This window comes from Streptomyces sp. ICC4, assembly GCF_003287915.1.
GTDB lineage: Bacteria > Actinomycetota > Actinomycetes > Streptomycetales > Streptomycetaceae > Streptomyces > Streptomyces tritrimontium.
The window spans coordinates 3863864-3884744 of sequence record NZ_CP030286.1; the positions used below are offsets into that span (position 1 = coordinate 3863864).

The following is a 20881-nucleotide window of genomic DNA, read 5'->3' on the forward strand; positions in this document are numbered from 1 at the left end:
GGGCCCCGCGCTCCGTCAAGCGGTTACTTCGCGCCGAAGGTGAGGACCAGCTGCGGTGCCGCGTCCGCGGCCGTCGCCTCCGAGGACCAGATCCACAGCGGGTCGGTGCCCGTGCTCGTCAGGCCCAGGCTGTAGCTGGTGCCCAGGACCGAGGAGAGCGCAGCCGTGTCCAGCTGCACGTTCTGGATGGCCGAGCCGTCCGGTGCGCCCGCCAGGGAGCCCAGCGGGGTGGTGCCGAGGGTGGGCTTGGTCTTGAAGGTCGTGCCCGCGCCGCTCCAGGTACCGGTGACCGGGACCACGGAGACGGTGTCGGTGGTGCCGGCACCCGCCGCGGTCGAGGTCTTGATCTGCAGCGAAGCCGACTTCAGCACCTGGCCGGCCGGGGCCGCCGGGATGTCGAAGCGCAGGTACGTCTCGTAGGCCGAGGTGCCGCGCACGGCGAGCGAGCTCACGGTGCCGTAGGCGGTGCTGGGCGCGCCCTGGTTGATGTACGTGTCCTCGGTCGTGGTGACCTTGGAGACGGTGTCGGTGGCGGCCTTGGCCAGGTCGAAGTGGTTCTTGACCTGGGCCTGGGTCAGCACCTTCGGGTAGACGGCCGTCTCGTCGATCTGGCCGGCGAAGAAGTTGCTGGACGGCTTGGTCGGCCAGCCGCTGAGGTTGTCGCCGCCGACGTGCCAGAAGCCCTCGAACTGCTGGGAGCCCGTGACGTTGAGCGTGCCCTTGGACTGTCCGTCCACGTACAGCGCCATGCCGGCGGGGCCCTGCGTCGCGACGACGTGGTGCCACTTGTTGTCGTTGAACGTGTCGAGCAGACCGGTCGAGATGGTCTTCACGCTGCCGGGGTTGGTCCCGAAGACGATCCGGCCGTTGTTGGTCATGTAGACGTGCTTGTCGTACAGGCCGCTGTTGCGGTCGGTGTTGGTGCCGAAGCCGATCAGCTTGCCGCCGCGCGTGGAGTTCGTCTTGAACCACGTCTCGATGGAGTACGAGCTGCCGACCGTCTGGCGGTGGTCGCTGTACACCTTCTGGCTGGTGCCGTTGAAGCCCATGGCCGTGCTGGCACCGGTGACCGCGCCCGGGGTCTGGCGCAGCGCCGGGGCGTTGAGCTGGATGCCGCTGGTGTTGCCGCCGTCCGAGGAGTCGGCGACGTACGGGCTGACGGTGTCGTCGTAGCGCCAGTACAGGTTGGCGCCGTCGGCGCGGACCTGGTTGGGGTAGGCGAGCACCGAGGACGGGACCGTCACCGAGGTGCTGGCCGACAGGGCGCTGGTGTTGCCCGCCGCGTCGGTCGCGGTGACGCGGTAGCTGTAGGACAGGCCGGCCTTGACCGTGGCGTCGGTCCAGGAGGCCTGCTGGCGCTGCCACTCCAGGGACTCCGCGGTGAGGGTGGCGACCGGGGTCGCGGACCCGTTGCGGTAGACGCGGTAGGTCAGCTTGCTGTCGTCCTGGTCGTAGCTGGCGCGCCAGCGGACCTGGACCTCGCCCGGCTTGACGCTGGAGACGCTGGAGACCGGGGTGGTCGGGGCGGCGACGTCGCCGGTGGAGGCGAAGCGGGTCAGGGCCTGCTGGGCCTTGCCGTTGATGAGGGTGAACTCACCGCCGACCCACATGTACTTGGTGCTGCTCTTCTCCGCGATGGTCATGACGCGCGGGCCGATGCCCTCGCCGAGGCCGTCGTTGGCGTTGGGGTGCCAGCCGAGCTTGCGGGGGCTGCGCACGAAGCCGTCCGCGGGCGCGGGGGCGGCGCCTTCGTGGTCGGTCAGCTGCGCGAGCAGGAAGTGGCGCTTGCCGTCGGGGAACTGGCCCTCGAGGGAGCAGTCGTGCGCGTGCGAGGAGCTGTAGAGGACTCCGTCGTACGGCAGGACGTACTGGGTGGCGCCGAGGCAGCGGTCGCGCCACTTCTCGGAGAAGTTGGTGGCGAGGCCGATGCGGCCGTCGAAGACTCCGCCGCCGGATCCCTCGTTGCCGGTGTAGTAGCCGGTCGAGTCGGCCGCGATGTGCTTGACGACCGAGTTCGCCGGGATGTTGGAGTACGTCTTGGTCACGGCGCCGGTGGTGGCGTTGACGACGGCCAGCGCGTGGCTGTTGGAGCCGTTGACCGTGAAGAAGTCGCCGCCGAGCAGGACGTTCTTGCCGTCGTTGCTGACCTGGACCGCGCGGCCGGGCTCGTCGACGTTGGCGACGAAGGGCTTCAGCGCTCCGGAGGCGGCGTCGACCGCGGCGAACCGCTCGCGGGTCTGGCCCTCGACGTTGCTGAAGTCGCCGGCCGCGTACAGGGTGTCGTCGGTGACGGCGAGCGCCCGCACGGTGGCCGGGAAGTTCGGGTGGAACGAGGCCTTGGGGGTGCAGGTCTCGATGTCGATCGCGGCGACGCTGGAGACCGGGGTGCCGTTGACGGCGCCGAAGTAGCCGCCCGCGTAAAGGGTCTTCTTGTCCTTCGAGACGGTGAGGGCGCGCACGGTCGCGCTGCCGTCGCCGACGGTGAAGGAGAGCTTGCACGAGCTCGGGGCGCCCGTCGCCGCGTCGAGCGCGACGAAGTTCACGGCTTCCTGCTCCGCGCCGGCCGCGCCGTCCGGCGGGCGGACCGCCGAGAAGGTGCCGCCGGCGAAGACCGTGCCGCCCGCCTGGTCCATGGCCCAGACGATGCCGTTCGGCTGCCACGTCGGCAGGTTGTCGGCGGTGAAGGCCACCGGTTGCGTGATGGCCGACGCCTCGGGTATCAGCACGAGGCCCAGGCCGGTGCCGGCACCGGCCAGTGACAGGACGAGGGCAGCAGTCAGCCCTCTGGATCTACGCATGAGCCCCCCAGGGCTATTGCCCGGTTTGAATGGCTGGTTCGACAAGTATCAGATCAGCCATATGTTCTGGCGCAGACTAGGGCTCACGCGAGGGCCTGGTCACCGCACTTGACCCATTGCATACCAACTTGGAATCAAGAAGGTTCAGTGCGGATGGTGCACTTCGGACATATGGCGGGTTTGCCCCGGTCAGGCCCGTGGATTGCTCCACGAATGACCGGGACACGGCAATCGTTAGGCGAAATATAAGCCCTAGCGGTCGATGCGAACGCTCACGCCCGCCAGTTGGTCCTCGACCTGGCGGATGTCGGAGTCGACCATGATCTTGGCCAATTCGGCCACCAGGACCGTCGGCTTCCAGCCGAGCAGCTCATTCGCCTTGGAGGCGTCGCCGATGAGGGCGTCGACCTCGCTGGGGCGCTCGTACTTGGGGTCGTAGCGAACGTGGTCGTTCCAGTCGAGACCGGCGTGGGCGAAGGAGGCCTCGACGAACTCGCGGACGGTGGCGGCGACGCCGGTGGCCACGACGTAGTCGGTGGCCTCGTCCTGCTGGAGCATCCGCCACATGGCGTCCACGTACTCCGGGGCGTAGCCCCAGTCGCGGACCGCGTCGAGGTTGCCGAGGTAGAGCTTCTCCTGCAGGCCCGCCCGGATCCGGGCGACCGCGCGGGTGATCTTGCGGGTCACGAAGGTCTCGCCGCGGCGCGGGGACTCGTGGTTGAAGAGGATCCCGTTGACGGCGAACATGCCGTAGGCCTCGCGGTAGTTCACCGTCGTCCAGTACGCGAACACCTTCGCGGCGCCGTACGGGCTGCGCGGGTGGAACGGCGTGGACTCGTTCTGCGGGGGCGGGGTGGCGCCGAACATCTCCGAGGACGAGGCCTGGTAGATGCGGGTGTCGATCCCGCTGGCCCGGATCGCCTCCAGCAGCCGCAGCGCCCCGAGGCCGGTCACGTCGCCCGTGTACAGCGGGGCGTCGAAGGAGACGCGCACGTGCGACTGGGCGCCGAGGTTGTAGACCTCGTCGGGGCGTATCTCGCGGAGCAGGTTCACCAGGGCCACGCCGTCGGAGAGGTCCGCGTGGTGCAGCACGAAGGACCGGTTCGCCGTCTGCGGGTCCTGGTAGATGTGGTCGATCCGCTCCGTGTTGAAGCTGGAGGACCTCCGCACGAGACCGTGCACCGTGTAGCCCTTGGAGAGCAGCAGCTCTGCGAGGTACGAGCCGTCCTGCCCGGTGACGCCGGTGATCAGCGCGGTCTTGCCCATTGGGTCCCCCCTGGGGATCGTTGCGGTCTTGTTGTACTGGGGCTGCGGCTTCGCCCCTGAGCGGCCGGTACGGCAGGCGGCCCCGCCCCGAGAGGACTGGATGGGTACCGTACACGGCTCATGCGGAACGCAGTCCGCCGCATCCACGGTGTGGAGGCGGCGGCCGGCGGCGGCCTCCCCGGCCGTGGCCGGGGAGGCCGCCGGGGCGGTGACTCCCCCGTAAACCCGCGGCCGGCGGACTGGCATCATCGGCGGTATGACAAGTTCGCCGTTCCTGCCTCCGAACGCCCGCGTCTTCGTCGCCGGCCACCGCGGTCTCGTGGGGTCCGCGGTCGTCCGCCGGCTCACCGCCGACGGATACGAGGTGCTCACCCGCGGCCGCGCCGACCTCGATCTGCGCGACGCCGCGGCGACCGCGGCGTACCTGGCCGACGTCCGGCCCGACGCCGTCGTCCTGGCGGCCGCCAAGGTCGGCGGGATCATGGCCAACAGCACCTTCCCGGTGCAGTTCCTCGAGGACAACCTCAAGATCCAGCTCAGCGTCGTCGCCGGCGCGCACGCCGCGGACGTCGGCCGGCTGCTGTTCCTCGGCTCCTCCTGCATCTACCCCAAGCTCGCGCCGCAGCCCATCAGCGAGGACGCCCTGCTGACCGGCCCGCTGGAGCCCACGAACGAGGCGTACGCCCTGGCGAAGATCGCCGGCATCGTCCAGGTCCAGTCGTACCGCAAGCAGTACGGGGCCTCGTACATCTCGGCCATGCCGACGAACCTGTACGGCCCGGGCGACAACTTCGACCTGGAGTCCTCGCACGTCCTGCCCGCCCTCGTCCGCCGCTTCCACGAGGCCGCGGCCGAGGGGCGCGAGGAGGTCACGCTGTGGGGCTCGGGCACGCCCCGCCGGGAGTTCCTGCACGTCGACGACCTGGCCGCCGCCTGCGCCGTCCTGCTGCGCGAGTACGACGGCGCCGAGCCGGTCAACATCGGCTGCGGCGAGGACCTCACCATCAAGGAACTCGCCGAGACGGTCGCCGAGGTGACCGGCTTCCGGGGCAGGCTCGACTGGGACACCTCCAAGCCCGACGGGACGCCCCGCAAGCTGCTGGACGTCACCCGCCTGCGCGCGCTGGGCTGGAAGCCCGCCGTCCCGCTGCGGGACGGCATCGCCTCCACGTACGCGTGGTGGCGCGAGCAGGGTGAGAAGCGGAGCTGATCCCAAGTCGGCCTCAGTACGCTCCGCGACCGTCGACCACGGCGCGGAGCGTGCGGCCCATGACGTCGACGTCACTGGTGAAGGACCAGTTGTCGACGTACTGGAGGTCGAGCTGGATGGTCTCGTCCCAGGACAGGTCGGAGCGACCGCTGATCTGCCACAGCCCGGTCATCCCGGGCCGCACGGTGAGCCGGCGCAGCTCGACCTCGTCGTACTTCGCCACCTCCTCCGGCAGCGGCGGGCGCGGGCCGACCAGGGACATGTCCCCGGCCACCACGTTGATCAGCTGCGGCAGTTCGTCCATGGAGGTGCGCCGCAGCAGCCGGCCCACCCGGGTCACGCGCGGATCGCGGCGCATCTTGAACATCAGGCCGTCGTTCTCGTTGGATCCGGACAGATCCGCCTTCAGCGCGTCCGCGTCGACGACCATCGTGCGGAACTTCCACATGACGAACGGCTCCCCGTCGCGGCCTATGCGCCGCTGCCGGTAGAAGGCCGGTCCGCGCGAGCCGAAGCGGATCGCGAGGACCATCGCCAGGAACACCGGTGACAGCAGGACCAGTCCGATCCCGGCGGCGGCCCGGTCCAGTACCGACTTCAGCAGGGTCTGCATCCCCCGGCCGACCGGCGGCACCACCCGCAGCATGGCCAGGCCGCCCGCGGACAGCGTCTCCAGCCGCTTGACGGAGACCTCCACCAGCCCCGGGAAGACCGCCAGTTCCAGCCCGGCGTCGTGCAGGGCCCAGGCGATCCGGCGCAGCCGCTCGCCCCCGAGCCGCGCCCCCGGGGCGACGAGCACCAGATCGGCGCGGTGGGCGGCGACGGCGCCGAGCACGACGACGGAGTCCCCTGTCGGGGCCTGCGCCATCGCGGAGCCGAGCCGGGCGGCCACGGGCACACCGCTCTCCAGCTCGCCGGGGCCGACCGGCACGACGCCGACGACGACGTACGGGTGGTCGGTGCGCGCGGCGAGGTGGCCGATGACGGACTCGGCGGAATCGGGCTCGCCGACGACCAGCACCCGGCTCACGGCCTGGGCCTCGCGGCGGGCGGCGGAGAGGTGGCGGTAGGTCAGTTTGTGGCAGGCGACGGTGACGAGCAGAGCGGGCAGCAGGGCGCCGAGCGCGGACAGCCGGGGGGTGTCTTCGCCGGTGACCACGCGGGCCACGGCGAGCACGCCGATGAGAATCAGCCAGTCGTGTACGACCGGGAGAACTCCCCGGGACTCTCCGAGCACCCGGGCCGCGTACCGCCGGCGGAGCAGTTGCACACCGCTCCAGGCCAGGGCCGCGCCGAGGGCGCAGTACAGCGGCCGGACCTGCTGCGCGGCCTCGAAGACCAGGCCGACGGGCACGCCCGCGCCGATGAGGTCAGCGGTGACCGCCGCGGGCAGGTACCAGCGCGCTTTGTCTCCGAGCCCTCGAACCGGATGCGCCGATTCGAGCGCCCTCCGGGCCACTCTTTGCACAGGAATATGGACATGCCTCATGGGCCCCCCTGGCACGTGGTCTATGACGTTGGCGCGGGCCCACGGCTTCCCCAGGCAGCAGACATCCGACGCACCGGGAAACAGTACGACAAACACCCGTACGGTAAATGCCGTTTTCGGGAACCCGACGTCTTGTTGCCCAAGCGTTAGAAGGCGGTATTGCACATTCCGGATATTGGGCGCTTCTCTCCCACACCAAAGTGAATGTTCCGGATACCGGATACGTCTCTTCGGACAACGAACCGTTTCCAGCCAACCTTTTGACGCGCCCCTGACATCACGTCGCCCAAGTGGCACTCTTCGACCGTTCTTCGCACCAGCCCGATCTGCCCGGAGGCCCACCCAGCCATCCGGAACCCCCCTTGCAGAAGGAGTCTGCGTTGAGTCCCACCCCCCAGCGGCGTGCCACCACGGCCGGCGCGCTTGTTGCCGCGGCCGCTCTCCTCGCCGTAGGCATCCAGACCGGAACCGCCACCGCCGACGCCACCGCGTCGCAGGCCGGCTCGGTCGTCCAGGCCAACCCGGGCGCGGCCAACCGCGCACTCAGCGCTTCGGAGCGTGCGACGCTCCTCGCCGAGGCCAACTCCACCACCGTGCAGGCGGCCAAGGGCCTCGGCCTCGCCGGCTCGGAGAAGCTCATCGTCCGCGACGTGGTCAAGGACGCGGACGGCACCACCCACACCACGTACGAGCGCACCTACGACGGCATACCGGTGCTCGGCGGTGACCTCACCATCCACGCCAAGGACGGCGTCACCAAGAGCGTCACCAAGGCCACCAACCACGACATCAAGGTCGCGGACACCAACGCCACCGTCACGCCGTCCGCCGCGGAGGGCCAGGCGGTGGCCGCCGCCGGCGCCGAGGGCTCCAAGGAGGTCAAGGCCTCCAAGGGCGCCCGCAAGGTGATCTGGGCGGCCGAGGGCGTTCCGGTCCTCGCCTTCGAGACCGTCGTCGGCGGCCTCCAGCACGACGGCACCCCGAACGAACTGCACGTGGTGACCAACGCCAAGACCGGCGCCAAGATCACCGAGTGGCAGGCCATCGAGACCGGCACCGGCAACACCATGTACAGCGGCCAGGTGACCCTCGGGACCTCCGCGTCGGGCAGCAACTTCACCCTGACCGACGCCGCGCGCGGCAGCCACAAGACGTACAACCTCAACCGCGGCACCGGCTCCGGCACCGGCACGCTCTTCTCCGGACCGGACGACATCTGGGGCAACGGCCTGCCGGCCAACCTGGAGACGGCCGCCGCCGACGCCCACTACGGCGCGCAGGTGACGTGGGACTACTACAAGAACGTGCACGGCCGCAACGGCCTGCGCAACGACGGCGTGTCCCCGTACAGCCGGGTCCACTACGGCAACAACTACGTGAACGCCTTCTGGAGCGACTCCTGCTTCTGCATGACGTACGGCGACGGTGACGGCAACGCCAAGCCGCTGACCTCCACCGACGTGGCAGCGCACGAGATGACCCACGGTCTGACCTCGGTCACCGGCAACATGACCTACGCCGGTGAGCCCGGTGGTCTGAACGAGGCGACCTCCGACATCTTCGCGGCAGCCGTCGAGTTCTACGCCGCCAACCCGCAGGACGTCGGCGACTACCTGGTCGGCGAGAAGATCGACATCCGCGGCAACGGCACCCCGCTGCGCTACATGGACAAGCCGAGCAAGGACGGCTCCTCGAAGGACGCCTGGTACTCGGGCATCGGCTCGATCGACGTCCACTACTCCTCGGGCCCGGCCAACCACTGGTACTACCTGGCCTCCGAGGGCTCCGGCGCCAAGGTCGTCAACGGGGTCAGCTACGACTCGCCGACCTCCGACGGCCTCCCGGTCACCGCGATCGGCCGCGACGCCGCGTCCAAGATCTGGTTCCGCGCCCTGACCACCGGTCTGTTCAGGTCGAACACCAACTACGAGGCCGCCCGTACGGCCACCCTGACGGCCGCCGCCGACCTGTACGGCGCCGGCTCGACCACGTACAACAACACCGCCAACGCCTGGGCCGCGATCAACGTCGGCCCGCGCATCGTCAGCGGTGTCACGGTCACCAACCCGGGCAACCAGACCACCGTCACGGGCAGCGCCGTCAGCCTGCAGGTCCAGGCCACCAGCACCAACCCCGGTGCCCTGAGCTACGCGGCGACCGGCCTGCCGGCCGGGCTGTCGATCAACTCCTCCAACGGCCTCATCTCGGGTACGGCCACCACGGCGGGCACGTCCAACGTGACCGTCACGGTGACCGACTCGCAGAGCAAGACCGGAACGGCGGCGTTCACCTGGACGGTCGGCACCTCGCAGCCGAACGTCTTCGAGAACACCACCGACTACGCGATCGCCGACAACGCGACCGTCGACTCCCCGATCACCGTGAACCGCACGGGCAACGCCCCGAGCACCCTCAAGGTGGACCTGAACATCCTCCACACCTACATCGGTGACCTGAAGGTCGACCTGGTCGCCCCCGACGGCACCCTGTACAACCTGCACAACCGCACCGGTGGCAGCGCGGACAACATCATCAAGTCCGTGACGGTCAACGCCTCCTCCGAGGTCGCCAACGGAGTGTGGAAGCTCCGGGTCAACGACAACGCGAACATCGACACCGGCAAGATCGACAGCTGGAAGCTCACCTTCTGACCCGCACCGGGGCCGAACGTGAACCAGAGCTGACCCGCTAGACCACGGGGCCGCCCGGGAGGAAACCTCCCCGGGCGGCCCTGTTCCATTGGCCCCTGCCCACGAGGGTCCACGTCCCCCCAGGGCCGGGACCTTCGGCGCCTTCCGGCGGGCCGGGCCGGCGTCATAGTGGAAAACAGCGAACCTACGGAACCGTAGGTTCGGGTGATCCCCGAGGACGTGACCCATGCCGCAGACCCCCGCGACCGCCCCCGCCGCCCGCCACCCCTGGCTGATCCAGGGCGGCATGGGCGTCGGAGTCTCCGGCTGGCGCCTGGCGAAGGCCGTCTCCGGCGAGGGCCAGCTGGGCGTGGTCTCCGGCACGGCCCTGGACGTCGTACTGGCCCGCGTACTGCAGACCGGCGACCCCGGCGGCCACGCCCGCCGGGCCCTGGCCGCCTTCCCGCTCCCCGAGCTCGCCCAGACCGCCATCGACTGCTACTTCCGCGAGGACGGCCTCGCGGACGGCGTCCCCATGCGCACGACCCCGCGGCTGCGGGCGACGGGCGGGGCGCAGGCGGAGATCCTCACCGTCCTCGGCAACTTCGTCGAGGTCTGGCTCGCCAAGGAGGGACACGAAGGTGTCATCGGCATCAACTACCTGGAGAAGATCCAGCTCGCCACCGCCCCCGCGATGTTCGGCGCGATCCTGGCAGGCGTCGACTACGTGCTCGTGGGCGCGGGAGTCCCCGGTCAGATCCCTGCCCTCGCCACGCGGCTGGCGCGCTACGAACGCTGCGTGAACAAGGTCCACGTGGAAGGAGGACCTCATGGGGAAGAGCCCCTGGAACACCTCTTCGACCCCGGCGCCCTGCTCGCCGGGCACCTGCCCGGCCCGCTGCGCCGCCCCCGGGTGCTGGCCATCGTCTCCCTCCCGGTGCTCGCCACCTACCTGGCCCGGGACGAGGCCACCCGCCCCGACGGCTTCGTGATCGAAACCAGCACGGCGGGCGGCCACAGCGCCCCGCCGCGCGGCCCGATGAAGCTCGACGAGGAAGGCGAGCCGGTCTACGGGCCGCGCGACACCCCGGATCTCGCCAAAATGGCGGCGCTCGGGCTGCCGTTCTGGCTCGCCGGCGGCCAGGCCAGCCCCGAGGCGGTGGCCGGGGCCCTCGCCGAGGGGGCGGCCGGGGTCCAGGTCGGCAGCGCGTTCGCGCTGTGCGAGGAGTCCGGGATGGCCCGCCACCTGCGCGAGGAGCTGCTGGGCCGGGCCCACGCCGGCACCCTCTCGGTCCGCAACGACCCGGAGGCCTCGCCGACGTCCTTCCCCTTCAAGGTGGCCGACCTGCCCGGGACCGTCGCCGAGCCGGAGGTGGCCGCGGCCCGGCGCCGCGTCTGCGACCTCGGGTTCCTGCGCACTGCCGTACGGGGCCCCCGCGGCCTGGTCTACCGGTGCGCGGCCGAGCCGGTGGCCGCGTACGTCCGCAAGGGCGGCGACGCCGCCGACACCCAGGGCCGCCAGTGCCTGTGCAACGGCCTGCTGGCCACCATCGGGCTGGCGCAGCGGCGGCCGCACGGCCGGATCGAGCCCCCGCTGGTGACCATCGGCAAGGACCTTTCGTTCCTGCCGGCGCTGGCGCCGGACGCCGAGCCGTACGCGGCGGCGGACGTGGTGCGCTGGTTGGCGGCCGGCGCGGGGCGGCCCACGGCCGGCTGAGGCGCGGGGCTGCGGCGCGGCCGGCTGAGGCGCCCGGCGCATGCGGGAGGACCCGGCACCCCGAGGGGTGCCGGGTCCTGCGGCGTTCTGCCGGCCGGGGATCAGCCGATGGAGCGGAAGACCGAGTCGAGGATGTCCGGCGTCATCTGCCGGGCCGGGGCCTCGGCCGCGCGGCCGCCGTGGCTGCGGTCCTCGTCGTCGCGCTCGTCGTCACGGCGGTCGTCACGGCGGTCGTCGTCGCGTCCGTCGTGCCGGCCGTCGTGCCGGCCGTCCTCGCGGTCGTCGTCGCGCCCGTCGTGGCGGCCCTCGTGGCGGTCGTCGTCGACGGGCTTGAAGTAGACGGAGGCCACGTCCGTGTCCCGCAGCCGCTCACCCGGCTCCAGCGACGCCTCCGGCACCCCGCCGCAGTTGCGGTTGCTGTAGACCACCGCGAGGGACTCCGTCTCGTTCTTCACCTCGAACGCGGGCCGGTTCTCGGTGGTGTGCGTCAGCCGGTAGCAGGTGTCGTTGTCCGCCGGATGGATCTGTCCGTTGCGGCGGTCGCCGTCCTCGTCGGTGTACCGGTAGTACAGCGTGCCGAGGTTCTCGCGGTCGTCGTGGTCGTTGGCGAAGGACAGCCCGGCGGCGGGCAGGACGAGCGCGAGCGCGCCGACGAGAGCGGCTGCGGTGGAGCGAAGACGCATGGGGGGTCCGTTCCTCGGGGTACACGGGTTCCTCGGATGCCTGGTCCGGTTGGCATCCGCGGGCAGCGTAGGAGCGGACGGTCACGCCGGAGCGATGTGGCACGCAGGCGCGTTCGAAGGTTCACCCTCCCGGTCGCCCCGCGGCGGGCGCGCCCCTCGCGCCCCGGATCCGCGCAGGATCCGGGGTGCACGGCCGCGTACGGCGCCGCCGAGGCGGCTCAGACGGCGGCGCGCTCCGCGGCTCCGGCGGCGGGTTCGCCGACCCCCGCGGCGGCCCCGGCCCCGGCCGGGCCCCGCCGGTCCGCCGGGGGCTGCGCGGCGGTGGTGCGGAACAGCACCAGGAAGATCAGCGCCCCCGCGAGGCCCATCGCTCCCGAGACCCAGAAGGTCTCGCGCAGCCCGCTCGCGAAGGCCGCCTCCACCCAGCCCGCGGCCTCCGGCGCCGCCGCCAGCACCTTGCCCGCGCCGTCGGCGGCCAGCGCCTCGGCGGTGCCGTGCGGCCGGCCCGAGCCTTCGAGCCCGTCCGCCAGCCCGGCCTGGAAGACCGCGCCGAGCACCGCGATGCCCAGCGCCGTGCCCAGCTGCCGCGCGGTGTTCAGCGCGCCGCCGGCCATGCCCACCCGGGCCGGGGGCACCGAGCCCATCGCGGCGGCCGCCACGGCCGGGGAGATCATGCCCACGCCCACGCCGGTGACGAGCAGGCCGGGCACCAGCGCGGTCCAGCCGTCCCCGGCGTCCAGCATCCAGCCCTGGAGCAGGGCGCCGGCGCCGATGAGGAACAGCCCGCCGCCGATGGTGATCCGGTACGAGACGGCGTGCATCAGCTTGCCCGTCGCGGCGGCCACGAAGAAGCCGGCCAGGCTGAGCGGCACCAGGGCCAGCCCGGCGCCGACCGGGCCCATGCCCTCGGCGGTCTGCAGCCACAGGGAGACGTACATCAGGTACGCGAAGGCGGCGCCCGACATCAGCAGGGAGGCGGCCATGACCGCGACGAAGGACGGGCTGCGGAACAGCGACAGGTCCAGCATCGGCCGGGAGCTGCGCAGTTCGACGAGGACGAAGGCGGCGAAGGCGGCCGCGCCCAGACCGAACAGGCCCAGCGTGGTGGCGGAACTCCAGCCGTTCTCGCCGACCCGGATCAGGGCGTAGGTGACGGTGGCGGCGGCGGTGGTGAAGGCGGCCGTGCCGGGCAGGTCCAGGCCCTTGGCCCGCGGGTCGCGGGACTCGGTGACGGCCTATGGAGAAGCTGCCGCGCACCCGGCGGGTGACCGGCATCAGCGCCCACACCATCCTGCGGAAGTTCTTCGGCGGCCCCGATTCCTGGGTGGGTCTGGACGTGCTGCGCCCCGACCAGATCGCCGCCCTGCAACGGCCCGCCGCCCCGCCCGGGCCCGGGCCCGAGGAGTCGGGCGACCGCGACGCCCCGTACGCCCTCGACGCGCAGGAGCTCGCACTGCTCGCGGTGCTGGGCCGGGACGGCCGCGCCGGGTATCCGGAACTGGCGCGCGCCACCGGGCTGTCGGAGTCCACCGCGCGGCGCCGCCTGGAGCGGCTGCGCGATCGCGGGGCGCTCTTCTTCGACGTGGAGTTCGTCCCCGCGCTCTTCGGCTACGAGGCGGAGGCGACGCTCGTGCTGACCGTCCCGCCGGCCCGGCTGGCGCAGGTGGGGGCCGCCCTGGCGGGCCACCGCGAGGTGGCGTTCGCGGCGGCCGTGACCGGGGCGGCCTCCCTGATGGCGGTGGTGGTGTGCCGGGACACCGACGCGCTCTACACGTACCTGACCGAGCGGATCGGCGCGGTGGACGGCGTGGGCCACGTGGAGGTGATCCCGTCCCTGCGCAGCGTCAAACGGGCCGGGATGCTGGTGGAGGACGGGCGGCTGGTGGACCCGCCGCCCGTCCCCTGAACCCGCCCGACCCCGGGCGGGCCCTTTCGCTAGTGCTGTGGCCGGGAAGGTTTGCCGGGTCGCGGTGTCCGGTGCGGTGCATCGCAAAGCGGAGGACCACGCCTCGTACTGGACGTACCGGTGTGGTCCGACAACGCGGCGAGGTGCCGTGCCGGGCGCCGCGACCCGGTGAACCTTTCCGGTCACAGCACTAGCGCAGGAGTACGCCGCCTCCCGCGTCCGTGTCCACCGGTCCGGCGACCAGGCCCAGTTCTGCCGGGGTCGCCAGCAGCGGGTGCGTCGGCAGGATCCGCACGGTGTAGCCGAAGGGCCCCGTACGGTCGAGGGCCAGCGGGCCCTCGTACAGCCAGCGCCCCTCCAGGTCGGGCCCGCCGGCCGGCTTGAGCGGGAAGGCACGCCCGCCCTGGATCACGTCCTGCGCGTCGACCCGGCCCGCGACGGCCTGCACCTCGACGTCCTCGGGCGCGAGCGCGTCGAGCGAGACCTGCACGCGCAGGGTGAGGGTGGCCCCGAGTTCGGCGGTGCCGCCGACCGGGCCCGCCGTCAGCGCCTCCACGTGCTCGACGGTGAGCTGCGGCCAGGCCGCGCGGACCCGGCCCTTCCACCAGGCGAGGTCGCGGGCCGCCTCCGGGGTCAGGGCGCGGTGGGCGAGGGCGGCCGGAGCGTAGAGCCGCTCCACGTACTCCCGCACCATCCGTCCCGCCAGCACCTTGGGCCCCAGTGAGACGAGGGTGCGCCGGACCATCTCGATCCAGCGCACCGGGAGCGCCGCGCGCCCGGTCCGGTCGTAGAACCGGGGCGCGACCCGGCCCTCGATCAGGTCGTAGAGGGCGTTCGCCTCCAGGTCGTCGCGCCGGTCCTCGTCCGAGCCCAGGCCGTCGGCGGTCGGGATGGCCCAGCCGAAGTCCGGCTCGAACCACTCGTCCCACCAGCCGTCCAGGACCGAGAGGTTCAGGCAGCCGTTGAGCGCCGCCTTCATCCCGCTGGTCCCGCAGGCCTCGAGCGGGCGCAGCGGGTTGTTGAGCCAGACGTCGCAGCCCGGGTAGAGCTTCTGTGCCATGGCCATGCCGTAGTCGGGCAGGAAGACGATCCGGTGGCGCACGCGCGGGTCGTCGGCGAACCGCACCAGCTCCTGGACGAGCCGCTTCCCGCCGTCGTCGGCCGGGTGCGCCTTGCCCGCCACCACGATCTGCACCGGGCGGTCCGGGTCCAGCAGCAGGCGGCGCAGCCGGTCCGGGTCGCGCAGCATCAGCGTGAGCCGCTTGTAGGACGGGACCCGGCGGGCGAAGCCGATGGTCAGCACGTCCGGGTCGAGGACCGAGTCCACCCAGCCCAGTTCGGCGGCGGCGGCCCCGCGCTGGCGCCAGGAGGCCCGCAGGCGGTCCCGTACCTCTTGGACCAGCTGCTCCCGGAGCACCCGGCGCAGGTCCCAGACGTCCTGGTCGGGGATGTCGGCGACGGCGTCCCAGCGCTGCGAGCCGCCGACGGACAGGGCGTCCTCGGTGCGCCCGGCGCCGATCTGGCGCGCGCCGAGCTTGACCACTTCCGGTGCCACCCAGGTCGGGGCGTGCACCCCGTTGGTGACGGAGGTGATGGGCACGTCGGCGGGGTCGAAGCCGGGCCACAGCCCGGCGAACATCTCCCGGCTGACGGCGCCGTGCAGGGTGGAGACGCCGTTGGCCCGCTGGGCCAGGCGCAGTCCCATCACGGCCATGTTGAACACCCCGGGGTCGCCTCCGGGGTAGGTCTCCGCGCCGAGGGCGAGGATCCGGTCGACGGGTACGCCGGCCAGTTCGCCGCCCTCGCCGAAGTGGCGGGCGACCAGCGACCGGTCGAAGCGGTCGATGCCGGCGGGGACGGGCGTGTGGGTGGTGAAGACGGTGCCGGCCCGCACGGATTCGACGGCGGCGTCGAAGCCCAGCCCCCGCTGTCCCTCCAGTTCCCTTATGCGCTCGAGTCCCAGGAACCCGGCGTGCCCCTCGTTGGTGTGGAACACCTCGGGGTCGGGATGCCCGGTGATCCGGCAGTAGGTCCGCACGGCCCGCACCCCGCCGATGCCCAGGAGCATCTCCTGCAGCAGGCGGTGGTCGCTGCCTCCGCCGTAGAGGCGGTCGGTCACCTCGCGGGCGGCGGCGTCGTTGTCCTCGACGTCGGAGTCGAGGAGCAGCAGCGGCACCCGGCCGACGCGGGCCTGCCAGACGTGGGCGTGCAGGGCCCGCCCGCCGGGCAGGCTCAGCGACACCCGGGCGGGCGACCCGTCCTCCTCGCGCACGAGCGAGACGGGCAGTTCGTTGGGGTCGAGCACCGGGTAGTGCTCCTGCTGCCAGCCGTCCCGGGACAGGGACTGTCGGAAGTACCCGTGGCGGTAGAGCAGTCCGACGCCGATGAGGGGTACGCCGAGGTCGCTGGCGGCTTTGAGGTGGTCCCCGGCGAGGATGCCGAGGCCGCCGGAGTACTGGGGCAGGGCGGCGGTGATCCCGAACTCGGGCGAGAAGTAGGCGATGCCGGCGGGCAGGTCCGCGGCGGCCTCGTGGCCCTGGTACCACCTCCCGCCGTGGACGTAGTCATCGAGGTCGGCGGCGGCGACGGCGAGCCGGCGCAGGAACCGCCGGTCCGCGGCGAGCTCCTCGATGCGCGCGGCGGAGACGGTGCCGAGCAGCCGGACGGGATCCCCGCCGGCGGCCTGCCAGCCCTCGGGATCGACGGATTGGAAGAGCTCACGGGTCTCCGTATGCCAGGACCAGCGCAGGTTGCGCGCGAGGTCGGCGAGCGGCGACAGGGTTTCGGGGAGGACGGGGCGCACGGTGAATCGACGGATAGCCTTCACGCGTTCCACCTTCGCAGGGGATTACGGATCGAAGCGGCCGCACCACGCTGTGCACCGCGAGCGTCACCCTCGGAAGGCTAGCGGCGCCTCCCCCTCCCGGCCATGGCGCCTCCATCGCCCCTCCGGCGGCCCGCGCGCGAGCGTGGATCGGCGTGGACCTCCGGTAGTCCTTTCCGAGTTGACGCAGCATCGGCGAATCTCGGGCCGGAGCTGCGCGACGACCGTGCGGCTACGTACGAGTAGTTAACCGAACACACGGATTGGGCCGGGCTGGAGTGGGCAGGGCTCCCGGGTACGCGCACGGCGCACCCCCTCCCCGACCTCTCCCGCCACCCGAGTGAACGCGGACAGGAGCGGCCATGCCCGCAGCCCAGCCGTCTTCCGAGCGGCTAGAAACAGAGCGAACAGAGCGTGCACTACCAGCCGCCATGCCGGCTGGCCTGTCGTCACCGAGCCCTGCGAACTGCCCCCAGGTGATCCCATCATGATCGGTCGCATTCCCGTGCTGGACGTCCGCCCCGCCGTCGACTGCGGCGTCAGACCCGCCAAGGCGGTCGTGGACGAGGTATTCGAGATTTCCGCCACCGTGTTCCGCGAGGGGCACGACGCCGTGGCGGCCCATGTCGTGCTCCGAGATCCGAGCGGGCGGCTGCGGCCCCCCGTGCCCCTGTCCGAGCTCGCTCCCGGCACCGACCGGTGGGGGGCCCGGGTGTCCGTCGAGGTGGAAGGGAGGTGGACGTACACCGTCGAGGCGTGGAGTGACCCGGTGGCCACCTGGCGGGCCCACGCGGCGATCAAGATCCCCGCCGGGATCGACCCGGGGCTGACGCTCCTCGAAGGCGCCGAGCTGTACGAGCGGGCCGCGGCGAAGGTTCCCAAGCGCGACGGGCGCGAGCACGTGCTCGCGGCCGCCGACGCGATGCGCGACGAGGACCGGGAGGTCTCCGCGCGGTACGCGGCGGCCCTGGCGCCGGCCGCCGCGGCGGCGCTCGCCAAGCGCCCGTACCGGGAGCTGGTCACCGCCTCCAAGCCGCTGCCGCTGCTGATCGAGCGCAAGCGGGCGCTCTTCGGTTCCTGGTACGAGATGTTCCCCCGGTCGGAGGGGGCGGTGCTGGAGCCCGGCGCGGCGCCCGTCAGCGGCACCTTCCGCACCGCCGCCGAGCGGTTGGCGGCCATCGCCGCCATGGGTTTCGACGTCGTGTACCTGCCGCCCATCCACCCCATCGGCAGCACGTACCGCAAGGGCCCGAACAACACCCTGTCCGCCGGGAGTTGGGATCCGGGCGTGCCGTGGGCCATCGGTTCCACCGAGGGCGGCCACGACGCGGTCCACCCGGAGCTCGGCACCATCGAGGACTTCGACGCCTTCGTCGCCAAGGCCCGCGAGCTGCGGATCGAGGTGGCGCTGGACTTCGCCCTGCAGTGCTCTCCGGACCATCCGTGGGTGGAGAAGCACCCGGAGTGGTTCCGCCACCGCGCCGACGGCACGATCGCGTACGCGGAGAACCCGCCGAAGAAGTACCAGGACATCGTCCCGATCCACTTCGACACCGACATGGCCGGCATCATCGGGGAGACGGTCCGGGTGCTGCGGCACTGGATGGACCACGGCGTCCGCATCTTCCGGGTCGACAACCCGCACACCAAGCCGGTGGTCTTCTGGCAGAAGGTGATCGCGGACATCAACAAGACCGATCCCGACGTGATCTTCCTCGCCGAGGCCTTCACCCGCCCCGCGATGATGCGGGCCCTGGCCGCCGTCGGCTTCCAGCAGTCCTACACGTACTTCACGTGGCGCAACACGAAGGCCGAGCTCACCGAGTACCTGACCGAACTGGCGGACACCCGCTCCGCCTCCGTCATGCGGCCGAATTTCTTCGTCAACACCCCCGACATCCTGCATGCGTACCTTCAGCACGGCGGCCGCCCCGCCTTCGAGGTCCGCGCGGTGCTCGCCGCCACCCTCTCCCCCACCTGGGGGGTCTACGCCGGCTACGAGCTCTGCGAGAACTCCGCCGTCAAGGAGGGCAGCGAGGAGTACCTGAACTCCGAGAAGTACGAGCTGCGGCCGCGCGACTGGGCCGCCGCCGACCGCGAGGGCCGCACGATCGCCCCGCTGATCACCGCCCTGAACCGGCTGCGCCGGCGCAACCCGGCGCTCCAGCAGCTGCGCGACATCCATTTCCATCCGACCGACAACGAACAGGTGATCGCCTATTCGAAGCACGCCGGAGCCAATTCCGTACTGGTGGTCGTCAACCTCGATCCGCACCACACCCAGGAGGCGACGGTCTCGTTGGACATGCCGGTACTCGGCCTCGACTGGCACGGGTCCCTCGCGGTGCGCGACGAGCTCACCGGCGAGACCTATCACTGGGGCAGGGCGAACTACGTGCGCCTAGAGCCGGGCCGTACGCCCGCGCACGTGTTGGCAGCTCTGCGACCGTCCCCGCCCACCGGAGGGTCACCCACCACATGATGATCAACGATCCCGTCCACGACACCTTCGAGGACACCCCCGCCAAGGACCGCGATCCCGACTGGTTCAAGCGGGCGGTCTTCTACGAGGTCCTCGTCCGCTCCTTCCACGACAGCAACGGCGACGGCGTGGGTGACCTCAAGGGGCTCACCGCCAAGCTGGACTACCTGCAGTGGCTCGGCGTCGACTGCCTGTGGCTGCCGCCGTTCTTCGCCTCCCCCCTCCGCGACGGGGGCTACGACGTCGCCGACTACACCTCCGTGCTCCCGGAGTTCGGCGACCTCGCCGACTTCGTGGAGTTCGTGGACGCGGCGCACACCCGCGGCATGCGGGTGATCATCGACTTCGTCATGAACCACACGAGCGACCAGCACGAGTGGTTCCAGCAGTCCCGCAAGGACCCCGACGGGCCCTACGGCGACTACTACATGTGGGCCGACAACGACAAGCAGTACCAGGACGCCCGCATCATCTTCGTCGACACCGAGACCTCGAACTGGACGTACGACCCGGTCCGCAAGCAGTACTACTGGCACCGGTTCTTCTCCCACCAGCCGGACCTCAACTACGAGAACCCGGCCGTCGTCGAGGAGATCGTCTCCTCGCTCCGGTTCTGGCTCGACCTCGGGATCGACGGCTTCCGCCTCGACGCCGTGCCCTACCTGTACGCCGAGGAGGGCACCAACTGCGAGAACCTGCCGCGCACGCACACCCTCCTCAAGGCGGTCCGCGCCGAGATCGACGCGCACTACCCGGACACCGTGCTGCTCGCCGAGGCCAACCAGTGGCCCGAGGACGTCGTCGACTACTTCGGCGACTTCACGAAGGGCGGGGACGAGTGCCACATGGCCTTCCACTTCCCCGTCATGCCGCGCATCTTCATGGCCGTGCGAAGAGAGTCCCGCTACCCGGTCTCCGAGATCCTGGCCAAGACCCCGGCGATCCCGGACCGCTGCCAGTGGGGCATCTTCCTGCGCAACCACGACGAGCTGACCCTCGAAATGGTCACCGACGAAGAGCGCGACTACATGTACGCCGAGTACGCCAAGGACCCGCGCATGCGGGCCAACATCGGCATCCGGCGCCGCCTCGCCCCGCTGCTGGACAACGACCGCAACCAGATGGAGCTGTTCACGGCCCTGCTGCTGTCGCTGCCCGGGTCGCCCGTCCTCTACTACGGGGACGAGATCGGCATGGGCGACAACATCTGGCTCGGCGACCGCGACGGGGTGCGCACCCCGATGCAGTGGACGCCGGACCGCAACGCCGGTTTCTCCTCGTGCGATCCGGGCAGGCTGAACCTGCCGGTCATCATGGACCCGGTCCACGGGTACCAGGTCACCAATGTCGAGGCGGCCATGGCGTCGCCCTCGTCGTTGCTGCACTGGACCCGCCGGATGATCGAAGTCCGCAAGGCGAACCCCGCCTTCGGACTCGGCTCGTACACCGAACTGCCGTCGTCGAACCCGGCGGTGCTCGCGTTCCTGCGCGAGTACGGGGACGACCTGGTGCTGTGCGTGCACAACTTCTCGCGCTTCGCGCAGCCCACGGAGCTGGATCTGCAGTCGTTCAACGGACGGGTCCCGGTGGAGCTGACGGGTGACGTCCGCTTCCCGCCGATCGGCGAGTGGCCGTACCTGCTGACCCTGGCGGGCCACGGCTTCTACTGGTTCCGCCTGCGCTCCGAATAACAGCCCGGCCCGGGGGCGGGCGCGGCGAATGGGTCAATCGCCCGCCCCTGTACGGACCATCCTGACCCGACACTCGCCCACACCGGAGAAGCAACCACCGCGATCCGGGACACTTGCGCATTCTTTGACGGCCCGGGGAAAGGACGCGACGCCATGTCGGAGGCTGCATCCGCCCGGAATCGGCT

Annotated in this window: 12 protein-coding genes; 6 read left to right on the top strand and 6 right to left on the bottom strand. The window is 71.3% G+C overall.

Going from position 1 to position 20881, the window contains the following annotated elements:
• Positions 1-23: 23 nt before the first annotated feature.
• Positions 24-2798, bottom strand: a complete 2775-nt coding sequence (locus DRB89_RS17925; RefSeq protein ID WP_112449326.1) for a LamG-like jellyroll fold domain-containing protein — start codon at positions 2796-2798, stop codon at positions 24-26.
• A gap of 252 nt (positions 2799-3050) precedes the next feature.
• Positions 3051-4064 carry a GDP-mannose 4,6-dehydratase gene (gmd, locus tag DRB89_RS17930; RefSeq protein WP_112449327.1) on the bottom strand — a complete coding sequence of 338 codons (1014 nt, stop codon included), beginning with the start codon at positions 4062-4064 and terminating at the stop codon, positions 3051-3053.
• 256 nt (positions 4065-4320) lie between these two features.
• Between gmd and DRB89_RS17935 the strand changes: the two genes are divergently transcribed.
• Positions 4321-5274 (top strand): GDP-L-fucose synthase, encoded by a 954-nt coding sequence (locus DRB89_RS17935; RefSeq protein ID WP_112449328.1) that lies wholly within the window; start codon positions 4321-4323, stop codon positions 5272-5274.
• Between the two features lie 13 nt (positions 5275-5287).
• Here DRB89_RS17935 and DRB89_RS17940 read toward each other — a convergent pair whose 3' ends face one another.
• Positions 5288-6763, bottom strand: coding sequence for a sugar transferase (locus tag DRB89_RS17940; protein ID WP_112449329.1), 1476 nt, complete (start codon positions 6761-6763; stop codon positions 5288-5290).
• Between the two features lie 380 nt (positions 6764-7143).
• Here DRB89_RS17940 and DRB89_RS17945 point away from each other — a divergent pair, with 380 nt between their 5' ends.
• Positions 7144-9414, top strand: a complete 2271-nt coding sequence (locus tag DRB89_RS17945) for a M4 family metallopeptidase (protein ID WP_112449330.1) — start codon at positions 7144-7146, stop codon at positions 9412-9414.
• 226 nt (positions 9415-9640) lie between these two features.
• Positions 9641-11110 (top strand): nitronate monooxygenase, encoded by a 1470-nt coding sequence (locus DRB89_RS17950; RefSeq protein WP_112449331.1) that lies wholly within the window; start codon positions 9641-9643, stop codon positions 11108-11110.
• Between the two features lie 101 nt (positions 11111-11211).
• On the opposite strand, the gene DRB89_RS17955 is transcribed toward DRB89_RS17950, so the two are convergent.
• Both DRB89_RS17955 and DRB89_RS17960 read right to left on the bottom strand, forming a co-directional pair.
• Positions 11212-11793 carry a hypothetical protein gene (locus DRB89_RS17955; protein ID WP_112449332.1) on the bottom strand — a complete coding sequence of 194 codons (582 nt, stop codon included), beginning with the start codon at positions 11791-11793 and terminating at the stop codon, positions 11212-11214.
• A gap of 218 nt (positions 11794-12011) precedes the next feature.
• On the bottom strand, positions 12012-12992 hold the full coding sequence (locus DRB89_RS17960) for an MFS transporter (protein WP_112449333.1): 981 nt from the start codon (positions 12990-12992) through the stop codon (positions 12012-12014).
• 38 nt (positions 12993-13030) lie between these two features.
• Between DRB89_RS17960 and DRB89_RS17965 the strand changes: the two genes are divergently transcribed.
• Positions 13031-13699: an Lrp/AsnC family transcriptional regulator gene (locus DRB89_RS17965; protein WP_112449334.1), complete on the top strand. Its 669-nt coding sequence runs from the start codon at positions 13031-13033 to the stop codon at positions 13697-13699.
• A 190-nt stretch (positions 13700-13889) separates the two neighbouring features.
• Here the strand turns inward: DRB89_RS17965 and glgP are convergent, their stop codons facing one another.
• Entirely contained in the window at positions 13890-16526 is a 2637-nt protein-coding gene (gene glgP, locus DRB89_RS17970; protein ID WP_112449335.1) for an alpha-glucan family phosphorylase, read from the bottom strand.
• 484 nt (positions 16527-17010) lie between these two features.
• Between glgP and DRB89_RS17975 the strand changes: the two genes are divergently transcribed.
• Both DRB89_RS17975 and treS read left to right on the top strand, forming a co-directional pair.
• A complete protein-coding gene (locus DRB89_RS17975) occupies positions 17011-19005 on the top strand; it encodes an alpha-1,4-glucan--maltose-1-phosphate maltosyltransferase (protein ID WP_112449336.1) in 1995 nt (664 codons plus the stop codon).
• Positions 19002-20696: a maltose alpha-D-glucosyltransferase gene (gene treS / locus DRB89_RS17980; protein WP_112449337.1), complete on the top strand. Its 1695-nt coding sequence runs from the start codon at positions 19002-19004 to the stop codon at positions 20694-20696. Before DRB89_RS17975 ends, treS begins: the two co-directional genes overlap by 4 nt.
• Positions 20697-20881: the final 185 nt, after the last annotated feature.